A 21,145-nucleotide genomic window follows, 5' to 3' on the forward strand; every position below is an offset into this window, starting at 1 on the left:
TATGAAACCAATCTATGAATTGGTTCCAGTTGTTGGGGTAATCAATACCCGATTTAAGTAAATTTGAATCCTGTAGCATTACTACATATTGACATAGGTCGGGCTAAGTGGATAGCCCTTATGTATAGACAGTAAACTTTGTTTTGTCCAATAACATTATTACAAGCCGTTTTGGGGCGTAACAACAAAGGTTATTTTTATAAAAAACGTTATGCCAAGCACACTATTGAAGCATATTTATTCTGGATTGCTGCGTTTATTCGCTTTCATAATATGCGCCACCCTAGTTCGATGGGAGATACCGAAGTTGAGTTATTTTTAAATCATTTGGTCAACACCCGAGATGTTGCTAAAGGCACACAAGCGCAAGCATTAAACGCGCTGTGTTTTTTATATAAAGAAATAACAAGTTCAAACCGAACTGAATTTTATTAATAAACGGGGCAAGTACAGAGTTTAACCAGTACTTGCCCAAAATGTGTTTATTGTCTGTTTGAGTAACCTGTTTTTAATGACTATTTAAAGCGTATTTTCAAACAATTTATAAATACGGCGATATTCATTTAACCATGAACTTGGTTGAACAAAGCCATGCGGTTCTACAGGGTAAATAGCCGTTTCAAAATCTTGTTTTTCTAATTCAATTAAACGCTGAACTAAACGCACAGTGTCTTCAAAAAACACATTATCATCTACCATTGGCGCGTTAATCAATAGCGGCTTAGCTAAACCTTGTGCAAAATATATAGGTGAGCTGCGCTCATAGGCGATAGCATCATCTTCTGGTGTATTCAGTATGTTTGAAGTATAACCATGATTGTAATAAGCCCAATCAGACACCAAACGAATGGCAGAGCCAGATTCAAATAACGTTGGGTCGGTAAACATTGACATTAACGTTAAAAACCCGCCATAAGAGCCACCGTAAGTACCTACACGTTTTGGGTCAACATTGGCATTTTCAACAATCCAGTTTACACCATCACGCATGTCTTCAACTTCTACCTTACCCATATGACGATATATACTTGTGCGCCAATCTCTACCGTAACCAGCTGATGCACGATAATCCATATCGATAACAACATACCCCTGTTGTACTAACATAGAATGGAACATAAATTCACGAAAATAACCTGACCAACCAAGGTGAGAATTTTGTAAATACCCTGCTCCGTGAGTAAACATGACAGCACGATTTTTTTCTTTCTTCTTATCAAAATTGTGTGGTAGATAAACGCGGGAATATATTGGTTCTTCTTGGTGAGAAGATGGAATAGCCACAATACTTGGTGCAACCCACGGAAGTGATTTAAATTGGTCAGATACTGTAAAGGTAATTTGAGTCGCTTGCGCATTTCCATTTAAGGATTGAACATATAGCTCTGGTGGCATGGTTAAACTAGAATGCTCAATAAGCAATTTAGATTCATCAGGGCTTAATGCATAATTATTTTTACCACCCAAGTCTGTTAACACAATTAAATCTTTTGCTAAATCAACTTGATATATTTCATAAATACCTGGGTGCTTTTTATTCGCCTTAAATATAAAACGTTGTTGGTCTTGTGTTAACGTTACATTACTCACTTCAAATTTACCCGAAGTAAGTTGCTGAGCTTTCTTGCTATTCAGCGCTTTATAATAAAGATGTGAATACCCTGTTTCTTCAGAAAGGTAATAAAGCGCATCATTACCAACCCAATCAAATTCATTCATTGAATAGTTAATCCAGGCATCATCGTACAGTTTATGCTGGTTTACTAATTTGTTGTTGGCAAAGTCAACCGTTGTTAACCAACGGGTTTTGTTATCCCATGCTTCTAACATTAAGGCAACTTGGCTTCCATCTTCATTCCATTTAACAGGGTACCTCATTTGTAATAAATGAATGTTTCGAGGTTGTTTTTCACTTATGTATTTTTTACCTTCACGTTTATAATTTTCTCGTTTTACTGATGCTAAAACATCGGTATCAAAATCGGGTAAAGTTTCATAACTTAATGCCGACTTCTCACCTTTGGTTAAATCAATAATAAAAATTTCTTCTTTATATTGACGATTATCAGCAACGCGAGCACGTACTTTTTCAGCTTTAATAACACCATCTTTAGTGATGTAATTAGGCATAATATCTGATTCATCACGGCTGGAGTCTGCAGAAGTGATACTCACTAATAGTTTGTCTCCTGCGGGTGATAAACTAGCATGACTAACACGGTTATCTTTACCAAAGTAATACTGAGTATTGGTAATAGTGTTATTGTTTTCAGTCAATGTTTTTATCTGCTGTGCTTTTAATTCACTATTACGTTGTTGTAAGGCAATATATTTAATGAGTTTGTGTTGTTCTTTGGCTAAATAGCTTTCTGGTACTTGTGTACCTTGCGGTTTTTCAGACATTTGTAAATTGGCTAATTCAATTACCTGCCCTGTTGTTAAATCATGGCTGTAAAAAATATTGTCTACTCTGTAAGCAATATTTCCATTTGTTAAAAACAGTGCGTCTGTTTCAATGGCTGACGTGTAAGTAATTTGTTTAACTGATTTGTTAGCAAGATTTTTAACAAAAACGTTGCCCTCAAAAACATAAACTTCATGGCTATTATCTTTATTACGTTGAGCATTGTCATCAGAAGCAACATGTAAATTGTCTAAACTTACCTGTTGCGCTTGCTTAGTATCTGCTGAATTTAATTTTTTAACCCATAAGTCTTTTAATGGATTGCCCAACCGTTTTTGCTTGTAAAAAACAGTATTACTATCATCTCCCCAATACCATAACTCTGGTGCACGGCCAAACCAATCGGGATCTGCCATAATCTGTTCTAGCGTAATCTGTTGGTCGTTGTTTTGTACTGGTGCTATATCATCAGCAGGTATAACAGTCGCAAATGTTGTTAAAGGTTTAGCACTTGTTTGTAGAGTTTCTTGTGTGTTTACGCAAGCAACTAAGGAAATACATAAAGCGGCGGCTATTAATTTTAATTTCATAAATTTATAGTCTCTTAATTTGAGAAGAATAATTGAACCCAATTAATACATAATATTATGCATAATAAAAAATTGAGTTTATTTGAATATTCATAGTTATACTCATCATAGCTATTATGATCAATACACATAGCTTAATAGAATATTTTAGTTTTATAGTAAAGTGTAAGGGAAAACCACCAATTACCATCTTTATGCGATAAACAGTATTCTTTTTTCAATAAAGTGTTTTATGTTAAAGTGCAGATTAATAATAGCAAAATACTATCGCGAAATTAGCCATATCAATAATTACCTATGACAATCAAAAATAAATGTTTTTGTGGCGCTAATGCCACCTTTGAAAATTGTTGTTTACCTTATATTAATAGTGAAAAAACTCCGCGCGTATTCCCTCAAACACCAGAGCAATTAATGCGTTCTCGATTTAGTGCTTACGCAAGTGGCAATAACCAATATATTTTCGATACTTATGCTAAAAATAGTCAATCATCGCAATCAGTAAAAGAGATTAAAGCGTGGGGAGATTCTTGTAAATGGATTGCTCTAAAAATACATTCAGCGAGTTCAAACGAAAAGATAATTTGCATCACAAAGCCAAATTCTTCTGAACAGTTTGTTGAATTTTCAGCCTTTTACATTACCGAAAACACCTTATTTGAATTAAGAGAAAACTCTCGTTTTGTCTTAGAAGCTAATATTGAAGATACAGACGGTCACAACCTACATTGGCGTTATCTGGACGGAAATATTATCAAGCACAGCGAACTGACAAAAATAAAGCGTAAAGATCTTTGTCCTTGTAACCTGTATGCAACCGCTTGGTCACTAAAAAAAGGAAAAAAATATAAGCAGTGTTGCGGGTAAATAGTGTTGCGGTAGCTTAATTAAACTAATGAATACAGTTGCTATGCCGCTGCATCAACCAATTTTGATTCAACCACAGAATTTTGAATAGATTTCAACCAACCGTCTACATTCATGTTTAAAGGTTTATTAAGCACTTCTTTTTCAGTGTTTGTATGCTTTTTTTGGCAAACTACGCTGGTATTGCTAAGAACATTGGTAGGAATATGGTTGTATTCATCACGAAAAGCGAGGGGTTTAGGTGATAGAGCATTAGCTAAATGCAATGATAATAAATCATTGTCTGCTATCAATTGTCCTTGGTTATATTGCTCTACTTGCTCCATATTTTTTAATGATAAAGGTGCTTTTTCAGGCAAGTCAAAGTGCTTTCTTAACGTTTGGTTATTAGTTAATGCTTTATCTGTTGATGTGCCATCAATAGGTGAAGATTTAGGTAAAATAAATTGACTCTGTTCCCTAACATCATCACAAAGCATCGCTAGCATTAATGCAAAGTCTGAGCGTCTTGACTCATGAACACATTGGTTTAACCGCTCACCTAATTGCAATTCATGCAACAAAGGTTGTGAGGTTACCGTGTTATTGTTAACTGTGTCATTGACTACATTTACAGGCAAAGGAACATTCTCTTAGTTTATACTTCAACCACTAAATAAGTTATCGACATCAAGTATTAAAACTTTAAGTTTTTTTTAAAATTATTTTTAGTCCAATTAATCATGTTAATAAAAGCAATGCTATTAAGTTCTTTGTCTGTCAGTTCCGATAAATTTAAAAGAATTGATGCAACCCTAAGTTACTGGTAATAACTAGAGTTTTTTAACTAGGTTTCTGGTAGCATGGCAAACAAATTTTTAAGTCTTCTTTGAGTTTACATTATGAAAATTATCTCTTTTAATATAAATGGGCTTCGCGCTCGCCTACACCAACTACAAGCAATTATTGATAAGCATCAGCCTGATATTATTGGCCTACAAGAAATTAAAGTGCACGATGAAATGTTTCCATTAGAAGCGGTTGAAGCCATGGGTTATCACGTTTATTTTCATGGGCAAAAAGCACATTACGGTGTTGCTATGTTATGTAAAAAAGAGGCTGTAAAGGTGCAAAAAGGCTTCCCTACTGATGATGACGAAGCTCAGCGTCGTATGATTATGGTAGAAACAACCAATAATAAAGGCGAAAAAATTACCGTGTTAAATGGTTATTTCCCTCAAGGCGACAATATTAATCATGAAACCAAATATCCTTATAAACGACAATTTTATAAAGATTTAATGACATATTTAAACGAACATCATACAAAAGATGAAAAAATTATTGTCATGGGAGATATTAATATTTCTCCGCTTGATTTAGATATTGGTATTGGTGAAGTAAATCGTAAGCGTTGGTTGAAAACAGGGAAATGTTCGTTTCAATTAGAAGAGCGTGAATGGTTGTCAACATTAATGGATTGGGGGTTTATTGATACTTTCAGACAACTACATCCTGATCTTGGCGAAAAATATTCATGGTTTGATTACCGCTCTCGGGGGTTTGACGATAACCGTGGCTTACGTATTGACGTAGTTCTAGCAACAAAAAGTTTGAGTGAACAATGCATAGAGTCAGATATTGATTACGAATTACGTGGTATTGAAAAACCCTCTGATCATGCGCCTATTTGGTCAACTTTTAACGGTTAGCTCTACAGGTAAATTATGTCTCAATTGGAACATTATATTTGTCCTCTTTGTCAACAAGCTTTAACGCTTACTGACAAAACTTACCGTTGTATAAATAATCATAGCTTTGATCAGGCAAAACAAGGCTATGTAAATTTACTTCCAGTGCAATTTAAACACTCTAAAGCACCTGGAGACAATAAAAATATGGTTAATGCTAGGCGTGCATTTCTTGATAAGGGTTTTTATCAGCCACTGGTTGATAAAATGCTTGAATTATACCAACAGTATGGCGAACAAAATGCACCATTACTTGATGCTGGCTGTGGTGAAGGTTTCTATACACATCAACATAAAACCATTACAAATCAGGTTTATGGTGTTGATATTGCCAAAGAAACAATAAAAATTGCAGCGAAGCGTTATAAAAACTGTCATTTTAGTGTTGGCACATTATCCAAATTAAGTTTTGCAGATAGCTACTTTGGTTGGCTAATATCAGTTTATGCACCAATTTTAGACAATGAATTCACGCGATTACTGGTAAAAAATGGCTTTCTTTTAACGGTAACACCTGCTGAGCAACACCTGCTCGAATTAAAGCAACTTATTTATAAGCAAGCTAATGAGCACAACACCAATAAAAGCCCTATTAAAAATTTAACACTCATTGAAGAACATAAATTAACCTATCCAATGCACTTTAACAGTAGTGATGATATATTAAATTTACTTGCCATGACGCCTTTTGCTTTTAAAGCATCTAAAGAATTAATTTCACAAATTAAATGCATGACACAGTTTACTTGTCAGGCTGCTTTTGTTTTACGTTTGTACCAAAAAAAATAACGCTAATATATTCATGATCATTTATACAATGATAAAACAACAAAACCTCAAGAGATAAGCTTTACATCTTGAGGTTTTTTAATAATATATTCTAAATATTTCGAGAAGAAAAAGTGAGTTGTAATAACTGGGCTAAATCAATAAATTTGGGGTTAGAAACACTTAGGTTGGTTAGTTTATTTTCGCCACCTTGTGCTTTGGCTTTTTCTAACCCACTGCGATACCACGATGCTAATGAAGGCGGTAAATACTTATCTGCTTTCACCCCTAAAATTACCAATGCTTGCACGGGTATTGATAACAGAAAAACCCCATAAACTAATGCCTTAGGTAAAGCATTTATCGCCTTATTTATCTCGCCAGAACCTGTAAAAAAACCTGATGCAAAATAAAGCTGCATTACCACAGTAAATAATGCAAGTGCAGGAAAATAACGACAAACAAAACGAGCACTTTGCACAGCTCGATAGTCAGCAAAATACCTTGATAATTCAGCTTTTTCTGGCCAAAGCTTACAATATCTTTGGCCTAGCTTAATGAGTTCTACAACAGATAAGTTCATAAATTAACTATAGCATTAAACAACAACAGGGAAAAGTAACTCAAAAAAGTAATAATATATTTAATATATATTTTGCCTTGTATCAACTTTTTTCATTAACTAACCGTTATAATGACGATATATTGATTATTTTTATTATCTATTTTTTAAGGCATTATTTAAAGTATGAAGAATTCCCTTCCTTCGTCTAAAACACAAAATACGCTCACTATTCTGGTAATTAACTGTGGCAGCTCTTCATTAAAGTTTTCTTTAATACAACCAGAATTAGGAACTACTTTATTATCAGGATTAGCTGAGTGCTTAACTACGCCTAATGCTAGCATTAAAATTAAACACAAAATTGATAATGAAAAATTGACAACTAAAACCGATGCCTTAGGTTCACCTTACAATCACCAAGAAGCCCTTAAAACCCTAGTAAATCAATTGAACACATTGAATATTGTGCAAAATATTTGCGCTGTTGGGCATCGGGTTGTTCATGGCGGCGAACTCTACTCTGAACCCACTTTAATTAATGATGATGTTAAAAACACTATTGAAGATCTTGCCAAGCTTGCACCACTGCATAATCCCGCTAACTTAATAGGAATCAATGCATGCCAACAAGCTTTTCCTACATTACCGCAAATAGCAGTGTTTGATACCGCTTTTCATCAAAGTATGCCAGAAAAAGCTTATTTGTATGGTATCCCTTACGCTCTGTACAACGAACACGCCATTAGACGCTACGGCTTTCATGGTACTAGCCACTATTTTGTTGCTAACCAAGTGGCAAAAATAATTAATAAGCCAATTCACGAGTGCAATTTAATCAGTGCTCATTTGGGCAATGGTTGTAGCGTTACTGTGATTAAAAATGGCAAAAGTGTTGATACCAGCATGGGTATGACCCCGCTTGAAGGCGTTATGATGGGAACTCGTTGTGGTGATATTGATGCTGGCATAGTTTTCCATTTGGTTGAACGCCTTGGTTACACACTTGAACAAGTTGATACACTATTAAACAAAAAAAGTGGTTTATTAGGCGTATCACAATTAAGTAATGACTGTAGAACGTTAGAAACAGCCATGTTAGATAACAATAATCCTGAATCAAAACTAGCCAAATTAGCATTGAATGTTTTTTGTTACCGTATAGCTAAAAGTATTGCCTCTTTCAGCGCAAGTTTAAACCAATTAGATGGCTTAATTTTTACTGGCGGTATTGGTGAAAATTCATCGTGGGTAAGAGAGCAAATAATTAATCAGCTCAGTTTATTAAATTTTCAGATTTGTGATAAAAGCAACCAAGCTGCCCGTTTTGGTGCTAATGGCAATATCACAACAAAATCATCAAGGCCTTGTTGGGTAATTTCAACTAATGAAGAATTAGTTATTGCACAGCAGTCAGCGCAACTACTTAACGCTAACTAAATTCAACATCTGCGCAACACTATGTGTTAACTAAAATATGTGTTAAATAAACTTAGCACTGATAAAATACTATACAGAATAAAAGAGACGTAAGCATGTCAAAAAGTACACAATCAAGTAATGTCAATACAGCTCCAAACCAATCTCATCGTATTATGCTAATCCCTGTTGGTTCTGGTGTTGGTTTAACCAGTGTAGCACTTGGTTTATTGCACACTTGTGAACAAAAAGGGATTAAAGTGGGTCATTTTAAACCCATTAGCCAACCCTCAAGAAACACTTTAGCCAAAAAGAATAAAACCATTGAGGCTATTAGCCTTTCTCAAAATAGTCGCTGTATTTCTTTAAACTATTTTGAAGAAAAAATGGCAAAAGGCGAACATGATATTGTACTAGAAGAAATTGTGGCCAACTTTGATGATTTTAACAAAGATCAAGAAGTGGTTATTATTGAAGGACTTGTTCCCACAACCAGACAACCGTACGCTGGCAGAATAAACCGCGATGTTGCAAGAACACTTTGTGCTGATATTGTGCTAGTTGCAGTACCAGGCAATGATTCAGCCAAAGAATTTGAAGAAAGACTAGAGGTTAGTGCTGAAACATATGGTGGTACTAAAAATAAGCATTTATTAGGCTGTATTCTCAATAAATTAAATTCTCCAGATCAAGATGAATTTGGCTTATTACCACGGGAAGAAGATATTAATACAAATTTTGATATAACCGTTTGGCAAGAGTTACCTATTTTCAAAAGTAAAAACTTTAATTTATTAGGTGCCATCACTTGGGAAATGGATCTTGTTGCGCCAAGAATTAAAGACATTAGCAATTATCTTGAAGCGAAAATAATTAACGAAGGCGAAATGGAACACAGACGTTTTCGTAGTGTTGCTTTTTGTGCCCGCAGTGTTAGCAACTTAGTTAGTTATTTAGTACCCGGTCGATTAATTGTAACCCCTGGCGATCGCACTGATATTATCATTGCCACTTGCCTGTCTGCCTTAAACGGTACGAAATTAGGGGCGTTAATACTAACCAATGGTTATGAACCATCAAAACAAGTGTGGGAATTATGTCAACAAGCACTTGATTCTGGTTTACCTGTACTTTCTGTTCCTTGGGACACATGGCAAACATCACGTCATATTATGAATTTTAACCCTGAAATTCCACAAGACGACATTCAACGTCATGAAAAAGTAAAACAACATGTTGCAGATAATTTATCAAAAGACTGGATCACTCAGCTTTCAGCTAAAGTTGAATCAAATTACTTATTATCGCCGCCTGCATTCAGGCACAAATTAACAGAACTTGCCAGACAAGCCAATAAACTTATAGTGTTACCTGAAGGTACTGATATACGTACAATTAAAGCCGCTGCTATTTGTTGTGAACGTAATATTGCACGCTGTCAATTAATCGGTAATAAAGAAGAAATTTTACGTATTGCGGAGCATCAAGGTATTCATTTACCTGAGGGTTTATTAATAACTGATCCTGATAATATTCGTGATAATTACATTAACCCACTGGTTGAATTACGTAAAAACAAAGGCGTAACAGAAGTTATTGCTAAAGAGTTATTACAAGATAACGTAATGCTAGCAACTATGATGCTTAAGCTTGGTCAAGTAGACGGCCTAGTCTCTGGTGCTGTAAATACAACGGCCAACACAATAAGACCAGCTTTACAGTTGATAAAAACCGCACCTGGTAGTTCGTTAGTGTCTTCTATCTTTTTTATGCTATTACCCGATCAAGTACTTGTGTATGGTGATTGTGCGATTAACCCAGAACCCAATGCTGAAGAACTGGCCGATATTGCTATACAATCAGCGGATTCCGCAACAGCTTTTGGCATACCACCACGGGTTGCTATGATCAGTTACAGCACTGGTAGCTCTGGCCATGGCGCTGATGTTGAAAAAGTAACAAAAGCAACAAAATTAGCCCAAGAAAAAAGACCTGATTTAATTATTGATGGGCCTTTACAATACGATGCAGCAATTATGGAAAATGTTGCCAAGAAAAAAGCACCTAATAGCCCTGTGGCGGGTAAAGCAACCGTATTTATTTTCCCTGATCTCAATACAGGAAACACAACTTATAAAGCAGTACAACGTTCAGCCGATTTAGTTAGTATTGGGCCAATGCTACAAGGTATGAATAAGCCTGTGAATGATTTATCACGAGGCGCTTTAGTTGATGATATTGTTTACACTATTGCAATAACTGCCATTCAAGCAACACAATAACCAATATTTTAAATTGACAAAAAACAAACATAGTAATATATAGTTAAAAATCAATAAATTAAGTATTGATTTCACGATTACACACAGAGATGTCCACAGGTTTTGTGGACATCTCTGCCCTCACTAAAACGTTAAGCCTTGCTAGAGTTAATATCAAAAAATGGTTATAGTAGTGTTCTTTACTAGCTAACAACTCAGATATAGAACAAGTAATCAATATGAGCAAAAATATTACCCTGTATGGGATCAACAACTGCGATACCGTCAAAAAATCAATAAAATGGCTTGTAGCAAATAATATTTCACATGAATTTTACGACTTTAAAAAACAGCCTTTAACAAAAGAGCTGCTTACCCTTTTTGTGCAATTAAGTGATTGGAATATATTACTAAATAAACGCAGTACAACCTTCAGAAATTTAAGTGATGACATAAAAAACAATCTAACTGATGAAATTGTATTTGAACAAGTACTAGCACAACCTACTTTGTTAAAACGTCCTTTATTGCTGATTGAAACAAAAAATCAACCTAATTCAAATAATGAAAGCCAACAACTCTATTTAGGATTTAAAGCAGATATTTACCAAAATATTTTCAATAACGCCATCTAGTTCATGCTCATTCAAATTAATTTTCCATACTTTAAGGGTTTATATGTCAACACACACTAGTGATGTAATCAAACTAGCAATAGATTTAATGTCTCGCCCCTCAGTGACACCTGAAGACGCAGGCTGCCAAGCGTTAATGAAAAATCGATTAGAAAAACTTGGTTTTACTAACGAGACTATGATGTTTGAAGACACCACAAACTTATGGTCAAGACGAAATGGCAATGAAAACACACCTGACACAAATGCCCCTGTATTTTGTTTTGCTGGTCATACTGATGTAGTGCCTGCGGGTAATCTAGAACTCTGGCATACACCTCCTTTTGAACCCACGGTAATAGATGGCGTACTTTATGGTCGTGGTGCTGCGGATATGAAAGGCAGCTTAGCCGCAATGATTGTTGCAACAGAGCGTTTTGTTAACGATCACCCAAACTATGATGGTGCTATTACCTATTTAATCACCAGCGATGAAGAAGGCCCTTTTATTAATGGCACAACACGTGTTATTGACACGCTAGAAGCACGTAATGAAAAAATTACTTATTGTATTGTTGGTGAGCCTTCAAGTACAAATACCGTGGGCGATATCATAAAAAATGGCCGCCGTGGTTCTATTTCAGCTGAAGTTGATATAAAAGGTAAACAAGGTCATGTCGCCTACCCTGAACACGTTATTAATCCAATTCATATGGCAATGCCTGCCTTGGCTGAATTAAGCCAATTTCATTGGGATCACGGCAATGAATATTTTCCTGCTACCAGTTTTCAACTATCAAATATAAACTCAGGTACAGGTGCAACTAACGTTGTGCCAGGCCACTTAAACGCCTTATTTAATTTACGGTACAGCACAGAATTAACAGATCAAATCATTGTTGAACAAGTTGAATCAATACTTAATAAACATCAATTAGACTACGACATTAAATGGACTTTCAATGGAAAACCTTTTATTACAGAGCTTAAAAATAAAGCAGGTGACTTTTTAACATCAGTTACTGATGCCGTAAGTTCTGTGACTGGATCAAAACCACAACTTTCAACCTCTGGCGGCACCTCTGACGGACGATTTATAGCGCCAACTGGTGCCAAAGTGATTGAATTAGGTCCTTGTAATGCAACCATACATCAAGTGAATGAATCTGTCGTTTGTGATGATTTAGATAAACTTTGTGATATATATTATGCTTGTTTACAACAAGTATTACTCAAAGATGAAAAGTAAAAAATGAGAAATGACAATAGCGCTAGTCAAATATTAACTGGTGATATAGCAGCACAGGTGCTTGGCTTAACAGAACAACACATTTATTTTTTTGAGCCCGAAATGAACAGCAAAAAACTGGGTATTCATCAACTAATGCTCAATGACTTTTTAGCCCTTAGTAAAGCTGCTGCTCAGGCTGATATAGAATTGAAAATTGCTAGTGGCTATCGGTCATTTGAGCGACAGTTACTTATTTGGAATAACAAATTTACAGGTAAAACTGCCATTAAAAACGCAATAGGTGAAACTGTAAACATCAGCCAATTGACTGATATTGAAATTATCCACGCTATTTTGCTGTTTTCAGCCTTACCAGGTACAAGCCGACATCATTGGGGAACGGATATTGATGTTTATGCTGAAAACCTGTTAAACGGAGAAAAGCTGCAATTAGAGCCATGGGAATATGATAAAACAGGCCCTATGGCAAAGTTATCAAGCTGGTTAACAGATAACGCAGGAAAATTTGGCTTTTATTTTCCTTATGATCAATTTCGTGGCGGTGTTGCTATTGAGCCTTGGCATTTATCCTATGCTCCCCTTGCTAAACAGTATCAATCTGTATTGAATATTGAATTACTACAAGTGTTATTGGCTAAAACCAATATAGCGGGACAAAAGATGATAACTAAACATATACCCCAAATTTTTAAACAATACATTAACAATATTAATGTGGTTTAAAAATTATTAAATAGAAATTTTAAACTACACAACTAACAGCACATAATAGAAATATTACAAGTAGCAACAGGATCAAATATGGATGACTGGATAGCGTATATTATAATAGGTATTGCATTGGTGCTTATTATTGGAAATTTTAGTACTTTTCAAAAAAGCACTCACCATAGAATGCGTAAAAAAAGTCTTAACGATTTAGAAGAAACCTTGCCAAGAACTCATCGAACCGAACATAAAATGCCTACAATCAAACATGACAAATAAAAAAACGCTGATTTTTCAGCGCTTTTTTATCAAGTAGTTTTAACAGCCTTAATACAGATCTCTAAACGATAACCCTTTTTCTACTACTGGGAATACTTGCTCCAAAACTTTCAACGGCAAAGGTTCGCCCTCTGCGTCATAAACAGTAACAGAGGTTTTCTGATTTTTAGCATCAACAGGCGCAAGCACAAATTGATATTTAGCATCATTTATCTCAATAACAGGTTGATCATCACCCCAAATACTATCCCAAATACTCGTTTCAGGTTTCACAAAATCTACATAATAAATTTTATTGGTTTCATTTAAATCACTAATAATAAAACCGTACTTTTCAAAGAAAATAGGCATATTTTCCCAAAGATTGTCCAACCCCATTTCAACGATAAAAGCAGATTCTGTCGCTTTATTTTCACCAATACTAACCAGTTTCTGATTAGCACGCATTAATCTATTTTCTCTCTGCTCTAGTCGATAATTAAAATCAACCTGAGCAATAACTTCATTCAACATAGCCATTTCAGCGCGTTGCTTGTCAATGGGATCAATCGTTTTACTTCCTCCCTCTTTATCCGTTTTCATGTAATCAATTAACGATACGTTTAATGACGCACTACGTCCATGAGGCTTAAGGTAGAATTCATACCGAAAACGCATACTGGTTGATAATTCAAGTTCTTTAAAGAGCCACCCTGTTTCTACTTCATGGTGGTACCATTGTGATTCATATGCTTCATATGAACCTTTCAATTGCGCTTGCTTAGGCACGGTAACATCCACTTGTTCATAATCTACACCGTCTGACTCTAATTGGTTAATAAGTGCTTTTTTAATAAAAGTCAGTAAGTCTTTATTTTCTAATACTTTATCAAACCAAATAATCGCATCACTTGACTCTGGTATGACACGTGAAGACGCGGCAACAGGTAATACTAGAGAAGGTGCTCTAATATCCATATTTTTGCCTATTGGCCCTTTATAATTAATTTTATTAGTGATAATAAATTCTTTTTGTACGGCTGGCTTGTCCAAATTTTCAGGTACAACAAATGCTTTAGCTTCTTGTTTTTGTGCATAATCAAAATCTCCCTGCGCACGCTTATTATCAACACTGCTACATGCAGATAATGTAAAAGTGAACACAGAAAAATAAAACAACTGACGATTCATTAAAACTCCTGAAAAACCCACGTTGGGTCAATAAAATAGTATTCTTTTGATGGTTTAAACTCTATTTGGTTCAATTGTGTTATCGAAAATAATAACCTTAAAACAGCATCAATTAGTTAGCGCTCCATGGTACTTGCCTGTTTTTGCAAACACAAGCGTATTATTATCATTAAGTAAGGTTATTTTTATTTTTTAGATGCGTTATAATTCTTTTTTTATCGACTAGGTAAAACAATGTCCCAATATTTAGTACTCACAGCTATGGGCTCTGATAGAACAGGCTGCGTTAGCGAACTCACTAAATTAGCTAGTGAGTGTGGTTGTAATATTTTAGATAGTAGAATGGCTATTTTTGGGCAAGAGTTCACCTTTATAATGCTATTAAATGGTGATAATCGTGCTATTAATAAAATTGAAGTACGCCTACCTATGGTGGCTCATAACCTTGAGTTAATCACTATGATGAAACGTACTTCAGGCCATAAAACTTATGATTTGGTAGAGCATTACCAAGCTGACTATACAGGTATTGATCAGCCTGGTATGTTAAAAGCGATGACCGCTTTTTTTGCTGCACGAAAAATAGATATTTCATCATTAAGATCGAAAATAAACCCTCAAACGCAAAATATGAGTGCTAGTATTTCCATAGCCGTCACACAAAAGATAAGTATTGATGAAATTGAAAATGATTTTTTACAGTTATGTGAACAATTCGGTGTTCAAGGTTGTATTAAAGAAGCCCCCCATAATTTCATCTAAATAGTTTATTTAATAACTTCATGTAAAACACAAAAAGGTTCCTATGAACACATTAACTGTTGGCGATAAAGCGCCATTATTTGTATTAAAAGACGAAAATGAAACAGAGGTTGCACTCAGTGATTACCTTGGTAAAAAACAAGTGTTGGTTTATTTTTACCCAAAAGCCATGACTCCAGGTTGTACGGTTCAAGCACAAGGCCTTAGAGACAGTAAAAGCCAACTGAATGATTTAAATACGGTTGTATTTGGCATTTCTCCTGATGAACCCAAACGCTTAGCAAAATTTTGTGCGCGCGATGAATTGAATTTCACTTTACTTTCTGATGTTGATCACAAAGTAGCTGATGATTTTGGCGTGTGGGGACTGAAAAAGTTTATGGGTAAAGAGTATGACGGCATTCACCGTTTAAGTTTTTTAATTGGTCTTGATGGTAAAATTTCTCACGTATTTAATAAATTTAAAACGAAAGATCATCATCAAGTAGTGCTAGATACCCTGAATGAATTAGCCAAATAAAGCTAACTACCCAAACATGATGTATGACTTCACTAAACTAAATACCGCAAGCAAGTCATACATCACTTTCAAATTAATCTATTAACAAGTATTAATTTTGTTTAATAGCTTGTCTTGCCGCTTTTTGTAAACGCCCCATTGATACACTAAAGACCCAGCGGATAAATTTTGCTGTGAATTCAATAGGTACACTCGCACCTTTACCAGCAAAAACTAACATACAAGCTAATAGTCCTCTTAACGGCTCGGTTTGTTCAGTTTTAATTTTAACAATATCAGCCAAGGTACGTGCCATTACATCATACACTGTGCCAATACTCGTCCCAATAACCTGTAAACTAGCAATAATAGCAGTAGCGCCACCATCAATCATAATGGTCATGATTGCTGCAGCTATTTTATCTGCCCAATGTGTTGAATAAGTTGTTTGCAAACGATTATTATAATTGAGTACTACACGTTGGCTAATAGAAGTAGCTGCTTGGCGATATAAACCATCCCAGCTGCTATGATTTGCGGTATTAATATAACCTGGTCCCCTAGGCATTGAATGAGCAGATAAATCTATACCTTGAGCGCGAGACAAAACGTATTCATTACCATTTAATGGTGCATGATAAAACGGCCACAGCGGTATTTTGGGAACAGGATCTGCGCCATGAACACAGCGGAACATTTTGTCAACTCGGCTACTATGATGTATAACAAAATCTTTTTTACCAACACGTGGCGAGCCAAAGGTGTACAAATAAACTTTTTTCTTGAACTCGGTTTTTATCCAATCAGCGGCTAATGTTGCTAAACCACCACCAAGGCTATGGCCAACACAATGGACTATGCCTTTTTGCCTTCTAATTTCATCTTGATTAAAATAAGTGTAAAGCGAATTTCTCATTGAGGCAAAACTACGTTGAAAACCAGTATGCACCGCATGACTATTGTCACTATTGGTACTATGGCAAGTCATATCCGTCAATGCGTCAGCTAAAGAGTCTGTTCCTCGAAAGGCAACCACCTGATCTTTTTTATGCAATAAACCGCGTCCTTGACCAATAAGCGCAAAACCTGTTTCTTTACGCCAGAAAAAACCACCTGAAGTGCCTTTGTGAACGTTTTTAGATAAATCGAAGTTAAAGTGTTTCTTCGTCTCAGGGTTTAATTCTAATTCAGCTCCTTTCGCTATAGGACCTTTTACATCATAGGCAACTAAAGCCAGATCCGATGCTACTCGTGGAGATATCGCAGTCATAATGTTTCCTTACTTATGTATTAATAGTTTAAAGTTTTGAATAGTCAGTAATTAGTTAATTTCATCATAGGAAGAAATTAACTCATTATCATAGTAGGTCGAGATCAGCTCCCCTTGCCAATGACAGATTGAGCTAACACTTTGTTGTGCCCTTCCACCATAGCTGGAAGTATCTATGAGATGCTGAACTTGTTTATCTTGTAAATCAGCATTAAGCTGTAGTAATAAGTCTGATAAAGGCTTTATTGGAGCCCATACTTTGCTTGTATTCCATAGACGAAATAATTGCTCTCCTCGCTCAACATAGATAACTTGTTTAACAGGCATATTTTGTCCAAATATATCACCCGGCTTACGTGATTTAATAATCATAGCTTGAAACGAAAACTCGCCATTGTCATCAGTCATGGTATGTTCCAGTTGCTCTTCACCATTTTTGTAACCTTCGTATACAAGACTACGCGCGACTTGCATTCCTATTACGGGTTTACCTCCATCGGTAATACGGCCACGCACTTCAGGTGACATTTCAACAGTATAGCGTTTAAAAAGACCGAACATAGCTTGTACCTCGGATGAACTGGCGAACAGCGTCAGTAAGCAAGTGAAAAGAAGGGTAATAACTAGATTTCGCCGCCAATGAGGCTGCTTGAAGATCGAAACTTGATGTTGTGTTGTTGACTTGTTTTGTTTCGCATTGTGTCGTTTTTTTTGCCATAACAATAGCGTACCTTCCTTGTTACCTATACGAATAAGCTCAGTATACTATGCTTTTTATTTATACCTTTCAAGAAAAAATGTCATTAGTCAATGAGCTATCAAAACTATATTAACATTCATTATTATTGGTATATAAGTGGAATACGAGGAAAATGGCAAACAGATTTTTTGCCATTTACTAATAAAGGATTACTGCCAAATTATTGAGTAGGTTCATAATCTTCTTGGGTGCAAGACCATGCATTAATGACCGCTTTCACTAAGGTTGCTAGAGGAATTGCAAAAAATACGCCCCAAAAACCCCATAATCCGCCGAATAGAATCACAGCAATAATAATAGTGACGGGATGTAAATTGACCGCTTCAGAAAACAACAACGGTACAATAACATTACCGTCAAGCGCCTGAATAATGCCATAGGCTAACATTACATAGCCTAATTCATTACTATATCCCCATTGAAATAGAGCAACTAAAAAAACAGGAATTGTCACAACAGTTGCACCTACATACGGAACTAATACTGATAAACCAACTAATACTCCTAATAAAACAGAGTAGCGTAAATCAAGCATAATAAAGGCTATTGTTGTTGAAACACCAACAATAATAATCTCAATAACCTTACCTCGTATATAATTCAATATTTGTTGATTCATTTCTTTACCTACCTGAATAGCCATACGACGTTCTTTAGGTAAAAAGCGGCTAAAACTTGAAAATAAATCACCTTTATCTTTTAGAAAAAAGAAAACCATTAATGGCACTAAAATTAAATAAACCATAATAGCAACAAGATCAGAAATTGAGTTAAGTGATGCAGTTAAAGCCACTTGCCCCCACTCTATAAGTTTTTCTTTAACGGCAGAAATAAAGGTTTCTATTTGTGAAGCTTGAAAAATATCTGGGTATTGTGCAGGTAATGTTAATAAATATTTTTGCCCTTCTGAAACCATATGTGGCACTTCTTGCAAAAGATTACTACTTTGTTTCCAAATTATTGGCATCAGGCCAAACATAGCAATAAGCGTTATACCAACAAAAGCACCCACAACAATAACAGTTGCCGCCGTTCGAGAAAGTTTTAAGTTGGTCAATTTGTTTACAGGTAAATCAAGCAAAAAAGCAATACACAAAGCAACAAGTACAGGCATTAATAACTGGCTAAACAAAGCGATAAATAAAAATGAGCAAACCAAAATTACCGCTAGTGTAACCGCATGCGGGTCAGAAAATTTTCGGGTATACCAGTCGCTAAACAGCTTAAACATATGTTTCCTTTAGTCTATTTTTGAGTAAATTTATTCACTTTTAGATAACGTAATTTCTACAATATCATGGTCTATTAAACGTTGATTATAACAATAGCCTAATTTAGTTAATAACTTAGGGATACTTTCTTTTGAACCCAAATCGTTTATTTTTAATACACAAACATCTTCTGTTTTCATTTTTTTCAAAATTAATCGTAAATTAACCAAAGGCAGAGGACATTTTTCTTGGCTAGCATCATATTGAAAAATCATTAATTATTTCTTTTTTTTAACAAAGTTATCTGCGACAATTATTTCATTATCTTATATTATCTATGTGGATTTAAATAGCTAAATTAAATGGCTTATTATGCTATTTATGAAGAAATTTAACTTTTAAGCGAATCTTTTAATCTAGCTGAGGTCAAAGCGTATATGTTTAGCTATTTTGATCAGAGTTTTATGCCAACACAACGATAAGTTTTGAAAACAAATTTTCAAAACTGACGCGCATCAACCATAAAAAAGACAGGACCGCATATTGTTTAACAAAAAACCGCTATTGGTTAGCATTACACTTACCGTAATAATAGCCAAAATTTTTGCTTTTGATGTTAAGGCCAGTGAACAAAATAATAAAAACAAACTTCCTGAAATAGGCATTTCAGGTTTTAGTGTTCTCTCTTTAGATAAAGAGCGGCAAATTGGTGATGCGATGATGCGTCAACTGCGTGCGAGCCAACCTATTATTCAAGATCCAGTGCTAACTGAATATATAAATCATTTAGGTAATCAATTAATTAAAAATGCACAAAATGTTAATTATGCCTTCGAATTTTTTCTTATCAATAATAATGAATTAAATGCTTTTGCATTTTTTGGTGGTCACGTTGGTATTCACAGTGGGTTATTAACTACAGCAGACAACGAAAGTGAACTTGCTTCAGTGATTGCTCACGAAATATCTCATGTAACGCAACGTCACTTAGCTCGTCGTTTAGAGTCTCAAACTAATTCACAAGCATTAAGCATGGCTGGCATGGTGTCAGGTATACTACTTGCTTTGGTTAATCCAACTGTAGGAATGGCTGCATTAAGTGCTTCTATGGCGGCGTCACAACAAGCCAGCATTAACTACACTCGAAGTAATGAAAAAGAAGCAGACAGAGTAGGGATTGCGTTGTTAGCAAACAGCAATTTTGATCCTCAAGGCGCACCTAGCTTTTTTAATAAAATGTCAGAACAATATCGCTATGCAAGCAAACCACCAGCCATGCTATTAACGCATCCACTGCCTGAGTCTCGCATTACAGATGCTAGACAAAGAGCACATCAATACCCTATTAGGCATTTAGCTCCAAGCCTTAATTTTGAATTAGCTAAGGCACGTATTAAAGCACGCTACCAAGGTAATCCTAGCGATAATATTGCCCACTTTACACAACAATTAAGAAAGCAAAGTTATGGCTTACCTGCTGCAGCAAATTATGGACTAGCACTTTCCTATTTTGAAAATAAAGATTACCAACAGGCAAAAGAACTTTTAGAAATTTTATTAAAAGAAGACAAAAACAATTTATTTTATATTGATGCGTTAACTGACGTATATCTCGCTTTAAAAATGCATGAGCAAGCGTTGAGTATGCTAGTTAATTTAAATTTATTAATGCCTAACAACCAAGTGATTTCTTTAAATTACAGTAACGCGTTATTAGAATCAGGAAATTATGATAAAGCCGCAACAGTGTTACAAGACTTTTTACTCATAAAACCTGACAATTATATTGCTTATGATCTGTTAACTTCTGTTTACAGGAAACAAGAAAAAAAAGGACTTATGCATATCACAAAAGCTGAAGTATTCGCTTTATTAGGTGCATATAATAAAGCGGTGGATGAATTACAAACCAGTTACGATTTTGTTGAAGATCAACCTCTTTTACAAAAACGAATTAAAGCAAGAATATTGCAACTACAAGAACAAGAAAACAAACTCAAACGTTTATAATCCATCATA

21 protein-coding genes are annotated in these 21,145 nt (G+C 35.2%); 13 read left to right on the forward strand and 8 right to left on the reverse strand.

The window, feature by feature from the left end:
* Positions 1-138 precede the first annotated feature (138 nt).
* Positions 139-435 carry a phage integrase N-terminal SAM-like domain-containing protein gene (locus ACE1OF_RS17975; protein ID WP_448896158.1) on the forward strand — a complete coding sequence of 99 codons (297 nt, stop codon included), beginning with the start codon at positions 139-141 and terminating at the stop codon, positions 433-435.
* Between the two features lie 84 nt (positions 436-519).
* On the opposite strand, the gene ACE1OF_RS17980 is transcribed toward ACE1OF_RS17975, so the two are convergent.
* Positions 520-2,994 (reverse strand): prolyl oligopeptidase family serine peptidase, encoded by a 2,475-nt coding sequence (locus ACE1OF_RS17980; RefSeq protein ID WP_448896159.1) that lies wholly within the window; start codon positions 2,992-2,994, stop codon positions 520-522.
* A gap of 297 nt (positions 2,995-3,291) precedes the next feature.
* On the opposite strand from ACE1OF_RS17980, the gene ACE1OF_RS17985 reads away from it, so the two are divergent.
* A complete protein-coding gene (locus tag ACE1OF_RS17985) occupies positions 3,292-3,861 on the forward strand; it encodes a YchJ family protein (RefSeq protein WP_448896160.1) in 570 nt (189 codons plus the stop codon).
* Between the two features lie 41 nt (positions 3,862-3,902).
* Here the strand turns inward: ACE1OF_RS17985 and ACE1OF_RS17990 are convergent, their stop codons facing one another.
* Positions 3,903-4,481, reverse strand: a complete 579-nt coding sequence (locus ACE1OF_RS17990; RefSeq protein ID WP_448896162.1) for a VC2046/SO_2500 family protein — start codon at positions 4,479-4,481, stop codon at positions 3,903-3,905.
* Between the two features lie 261 nt (positions 4,482-4,742).
* Here ACE1OF_RS17990 and xthA point away from each other — a divergent pair, with 261 nt between their 5' ends.
* Entirely contained in the window at positions 4,743-5,552 is an 810-nt protein-coding gene (xthA, locus tag ACE1OF_RS17995; protein ID WP_448896163.1) for an exodeoxyribonuclease III, read from the forward strand.
* A 15-nt stretch (positions 5,553-5,567) separates the two neighbouring features.
* On the forward strand, positions 5,568-6,380 hold the full coding sequence (gene rlmA / locus ACE1OF_RS18000; RefSeq protein WP_448896165.1) for a 23S rRNA (guanine(745)-N(1))-methyltransferase: 813 nt from the start codon (positions 5,568-5,570) through the stop codon (positions 6,378-6,380).
* 91 nt (positions 6,381-6,471) lie between these two features.
* Here rlmA and yfbV read toward each other — a convergent pair whose 3' ends face one another.
* Entirely contained in the window at positions 6,472-6,942 is a 471-nt protein-coding gene (gene yfbV, locus ACE1OF_RS18005) for a terminus macrodomain insulation protein YfbV (protein WP_448896166.1), read from the reverse strand.
* 165 nt (positions 6,943-7,107) lie between these two features.
* Here yfbV and ACE1OF_RS18010 point away from each other — a divergent pair, with 165 nt between their 5' ends.
* The 6 genes from ACE1OF_RS18010 (at position 7,108) to ACE1OF_RS18035 (ending at position 13,454) form a co-directional block, all read left to right on the forward strand.
* The gene (locus ACE1OF_RS18010) at positions 7,108-8,361 is read left to right on the forward strand and encodes an acetate kinase (RefSeq protein WP_448896167.1); all 1,254 of its coding nucleotides are present in this window, start codon (positions 7,108-7,110) and stop codon (positions 8,359-8,361) included.
* A gap of 95 nt (positions 8,362-8,456) precedes the next feature.
* Complete coding sequence (gene pta, locus ACE1OF_RS18015) at positions 8,457-10,622, forward strand: phosphate acetyltransferase (RefSeq protein WP_448896169.1); 2,166 nt, start codon at positions 8,457-8,459, stop codon at positions 10,620-10,622.
* A 218-nt stretch (positions 10,623-10,840) separates the two neighbouring features.
* Entirely contained in the window at positions 10,841-11,236 is a 396-nt protein-coding gene (locus ACE1OF_RS18020; RefSeq protein ID WP_448896170.1) for a Spx/MgsR family RNA polymerase-binding regulatory protein, read from the forward strand.
* A 43-nt stretch (positions 11,237-11,279) separates the two neighbouring features.
* Entirely contained in the window at positions 11,280-12,464 is a 1,185-nt protein-coding gene (dapE, locus tag ACE1OF_RS18025) for a succinyl-diaminopimelate desuccinylase (protein ID WP_448896172.1), read from the forward strand.
* 3 nt (positions 12,465-12,467) lie between these two features.
* The gene (locus tag ACE1OF_RS18030) at positions 12,468-13,190 is read left to right on the forward strand and encodes a M15 family metallopeptidase (protein ID WP_448896173.1); all 723 of its coding nucleotides are present in this window, start codon (positions 12,468-12,470) and stop codon (positions 13,188-13,190) included.
* Positions 13,191-13,268: 78 nt separating this feature from the next.
* Entirely contained in the window at positions 13,269-13,454 is a 186-nt protein-coding gene (locus ACE1OF_RS18035; protein WP_448896174.1) for a hypothetical protein, read from the forward strand.
* A gap of 48 nt (positions 13,455-13,502) precedes the next feature.
* On the opposite strand, the gene bamC is transcribed toward ACE1OF_RS18035, so the two are convergent.
* The gene (bamC, locus tag ACE1OF_RS18040) at positions 13,503-14,624 is read right to left on the reverse strand and encodes an outer membrane protein assembly factor BamC (protein WP_448896175.1); all 1,122 of its coding nucleotides are present in this window, start codon (positions 14,622-14,624) and stop codon (positions 13,503-13,505) included.
* Positions 14,625-14,858: 234 nt separating this feature from the next.
* Between bamC and ACE1OF_RS18045 the strand changes: the two genes are divergently transcribed.
* Positions 14,859-15,386: a glycine cleavage system protein R gene (locus ACE1OF_RS18045; protein ID WP_448896177.1), complete on the forward strand. Its 528-nt coding sequence runs from the start codon at positions 14,859-14,861 to the stop codon at positions 15,384-15,386.
* A 43-nt stretch (positions 15,387-15,429) separates the two neighbouring features.
* Positions 15,430-15,906 carry a thioredoxin-dependent thiol peroxidase gene (gene bcp / locus ACE1OF_RS18050; RefSeq protein ID WP_448896178.1) on the forward strand — a complete coding sequence of 159 codons (477 nt, stop codon included), beginning with the start codon at positions 15,430-15,432 and terminating at the stop codon, positions 15,904-15,906.
* A 91-nt stretch (positions 15,907-15,997) separates the two neighbouring features.
* Here bcp and ACE1OF_RS18055 read toward each other — a convergent pair whose 3' ends face one another.
* The 4 genes from ACE1OF_RS18055 to ACE1OF_RS18070 all read right to left on the reverse strand — a co-directional run bounded on the left by ACE1OF_RS18055 (position 15,998) and on the right by ACE1OF_RS18070 (position 19,401).
* A complete protein-coding gene (locus tag ACE1OF_RS18055; RefSeq protein WP_448896180.1) occupies positions 15,998-17,155 on the reverse strand; it encodes a lipase family protein in 1,158 nt (385 codons plus the stop codon).
* A gap of 51 nt (positions 17,156-17,206) precedes the next feature.
* Positions 17,207-17,716: a DUF6795 domain-containing protein gene (locus tag ACE1OF_RS18060; RefSeq protein WP_448896182.1), complete on the reverse strand. Its 510-nt coding sequence runs from the start codon at positions 17,714-17,716 to the stop codon at positions 17,207-17,209.
* 359 nt (positions 17,717-18,075) lie between these two features.
* Positions 18,076-19,146, reverse strand: a complete 1,071-nt coding sequence (locus ACE1OF_RS18065) for an AI-2E family transporter (RefSeq protein ID WP_448896183.1) — start codon at positions 19,144-19,146, stop codon at positions 18,076-18,078.
* 30 nt (positions 19,147-19,176) lie between these two features.
* A complete protein-coding gene (locus ACE1OF_RS18070; protein ID WP_448896184.1) occupies positions 19,177-19,401 on the reverse strand; it encodes a sulfurtransferase TusA family protein in 225 nt (74 codons plus the stop codon).
* 268 nt (positions 19,402-19,669) lie between these two features.
* Between ACE1OF_RS18070 and bepA the strand changes: the two genes are divergently transcribed.
* Positions 19,670-21,136, forward strand: a complete 1,467-nt coding sequence (bepA, locus tag ACE1OF_RS18075) for a beta-barrel assembly-enhancing protease (protein WP_448896186.1) — start codon at positions 19,670-19,672, stop codon at positions 21,134-21,136.
* The last annotated feature ends 9 nt before the right edge of the window (positions 21,137-21,145 follow it).

The organism is Colwellia sp. E150_009 (assembly GCF_053543955.1).

Bases quoted from the DNA above. Each gene is read 5' to 3' on its own strand.
- ACE1OF_RS17985 (WP_448896160.1), top strand. From the start codon at position 3,292: ATGACAATCAAAAATAAATGTTTTTGTGGCGCTAATGCCACCTTTGAA.
- ACE1OF_RS18020 (WP_448896170.1), top strand. From the start codon at position 10,841: ATGAGCAAAAATATTACCCTGTATGGGATCAACAACTGCGATACCGTC.
- ACE1OF_RS18070 (WP_448896184.1), bottom strand. From the start codon at position 19,401: ATGATTTTTCAATATGATGCTAGCCAAGAAAAATGTCCTCTGCCTTTG.
- ACE1OF_RS18045 (WP_448896177.1), top strand. From the start codon at position 14,859: ATGTCCCAATATTTAGTACTCACAGCTATGGGCTCTGATAGAACAGGC.
- bamC (WP_448896175.1), bottom strand. From the start codon at position 14,624: ATGAATCGTCAGTTGTTTTATTTTTCTGTGTTCACTTTTACATTATCT.
- ACE1OF_RS18055 (WP_448896180.1), bottom strand. From the start codon at position 17,155: ATGACTGCGATATCTCCACGAGTAGCATCGGATCTGGCTTTAGTTGCC.
- xthA (WP_448896163.1), top strand. From the start codon at position 4,743: ATGAAAATTATCTCTTTTAATATAAATGGGCTTCGCGCTCGCCTACAC.
- ACE1OF_RS18010 (WP_448896167.1), top strand. From the start codon at position 7,108: ATGAAGAATTCCCTTCCTTCGTCTAAAACACAAAATACGCTCACTATT.
- ACE1OF_RS18065 (WP_448896183.1), bottom strand. From the start codon at position 19,146: ATGTTTAAGCTGTTTAGCGACTGGTATACCCGAAAATTTTCTGACCCG.
- bcp (WP_448896178.1), top strand. From the start codon at position 15,430: ATGAACACATTAACTGTTGGCGATAAAGCGCCATTATTTGTATTAAAA.
- ACE1OF_RS17980 (WP_448896159.1), bottom strand. From the start codon at position 2,994: ATGAAATTAAAATTAATAGCCGCCGCTTTATGTATTTCCTTAGTTGCT.
- ACE1OF_RS18035 (WP_448896174.1), top strand. From the start codon at position 13,269: ATGGATGACTGGATAGCGTATATTATAATAGGTATTGCATTGGTGCTT.
- ACE1OF_RS18060 (WP_448896182.1), bottom strand. From the start codon at position 17,716: ATGTTCGGTCTTTTTAAACGCTATACTGTTGAAATGTCACCTGAAGTG.
- ACE1OF_RS18030 (WP_448896173.1), top strand. From the start codon at position 12,468: ATGAGAAATGACAATAGCGCTAGTCAAATATTAACTGGTGATATAGCA.
- rlmA (WP_448896165.1), top strand. From the start codon at position 5,568: ATGTCTCAATTGGAACATTATATTTGTCCTCTTTGTCAACAAGCTTTA.
- dapE (WP_448896172.1), top strand. From the start codon at position 11,280: ATGTCAACACACACTAGTGATGTAATCAAACTAGCAATAGATTTAATG.
- pta (WP_448896169.1), top strand. From the start codon at position 8,457: ATGTCAAAAAGTACACAATCAAGTAATGTCAATACAGCTCCAAACCAA.
- yfbV (WP_448896166.1), bottom strand. From the start codon at position 6,942: ATGAACTTATCTGTTGTAGAACTCATTAAGCTAGGCCAAAGATATTGT.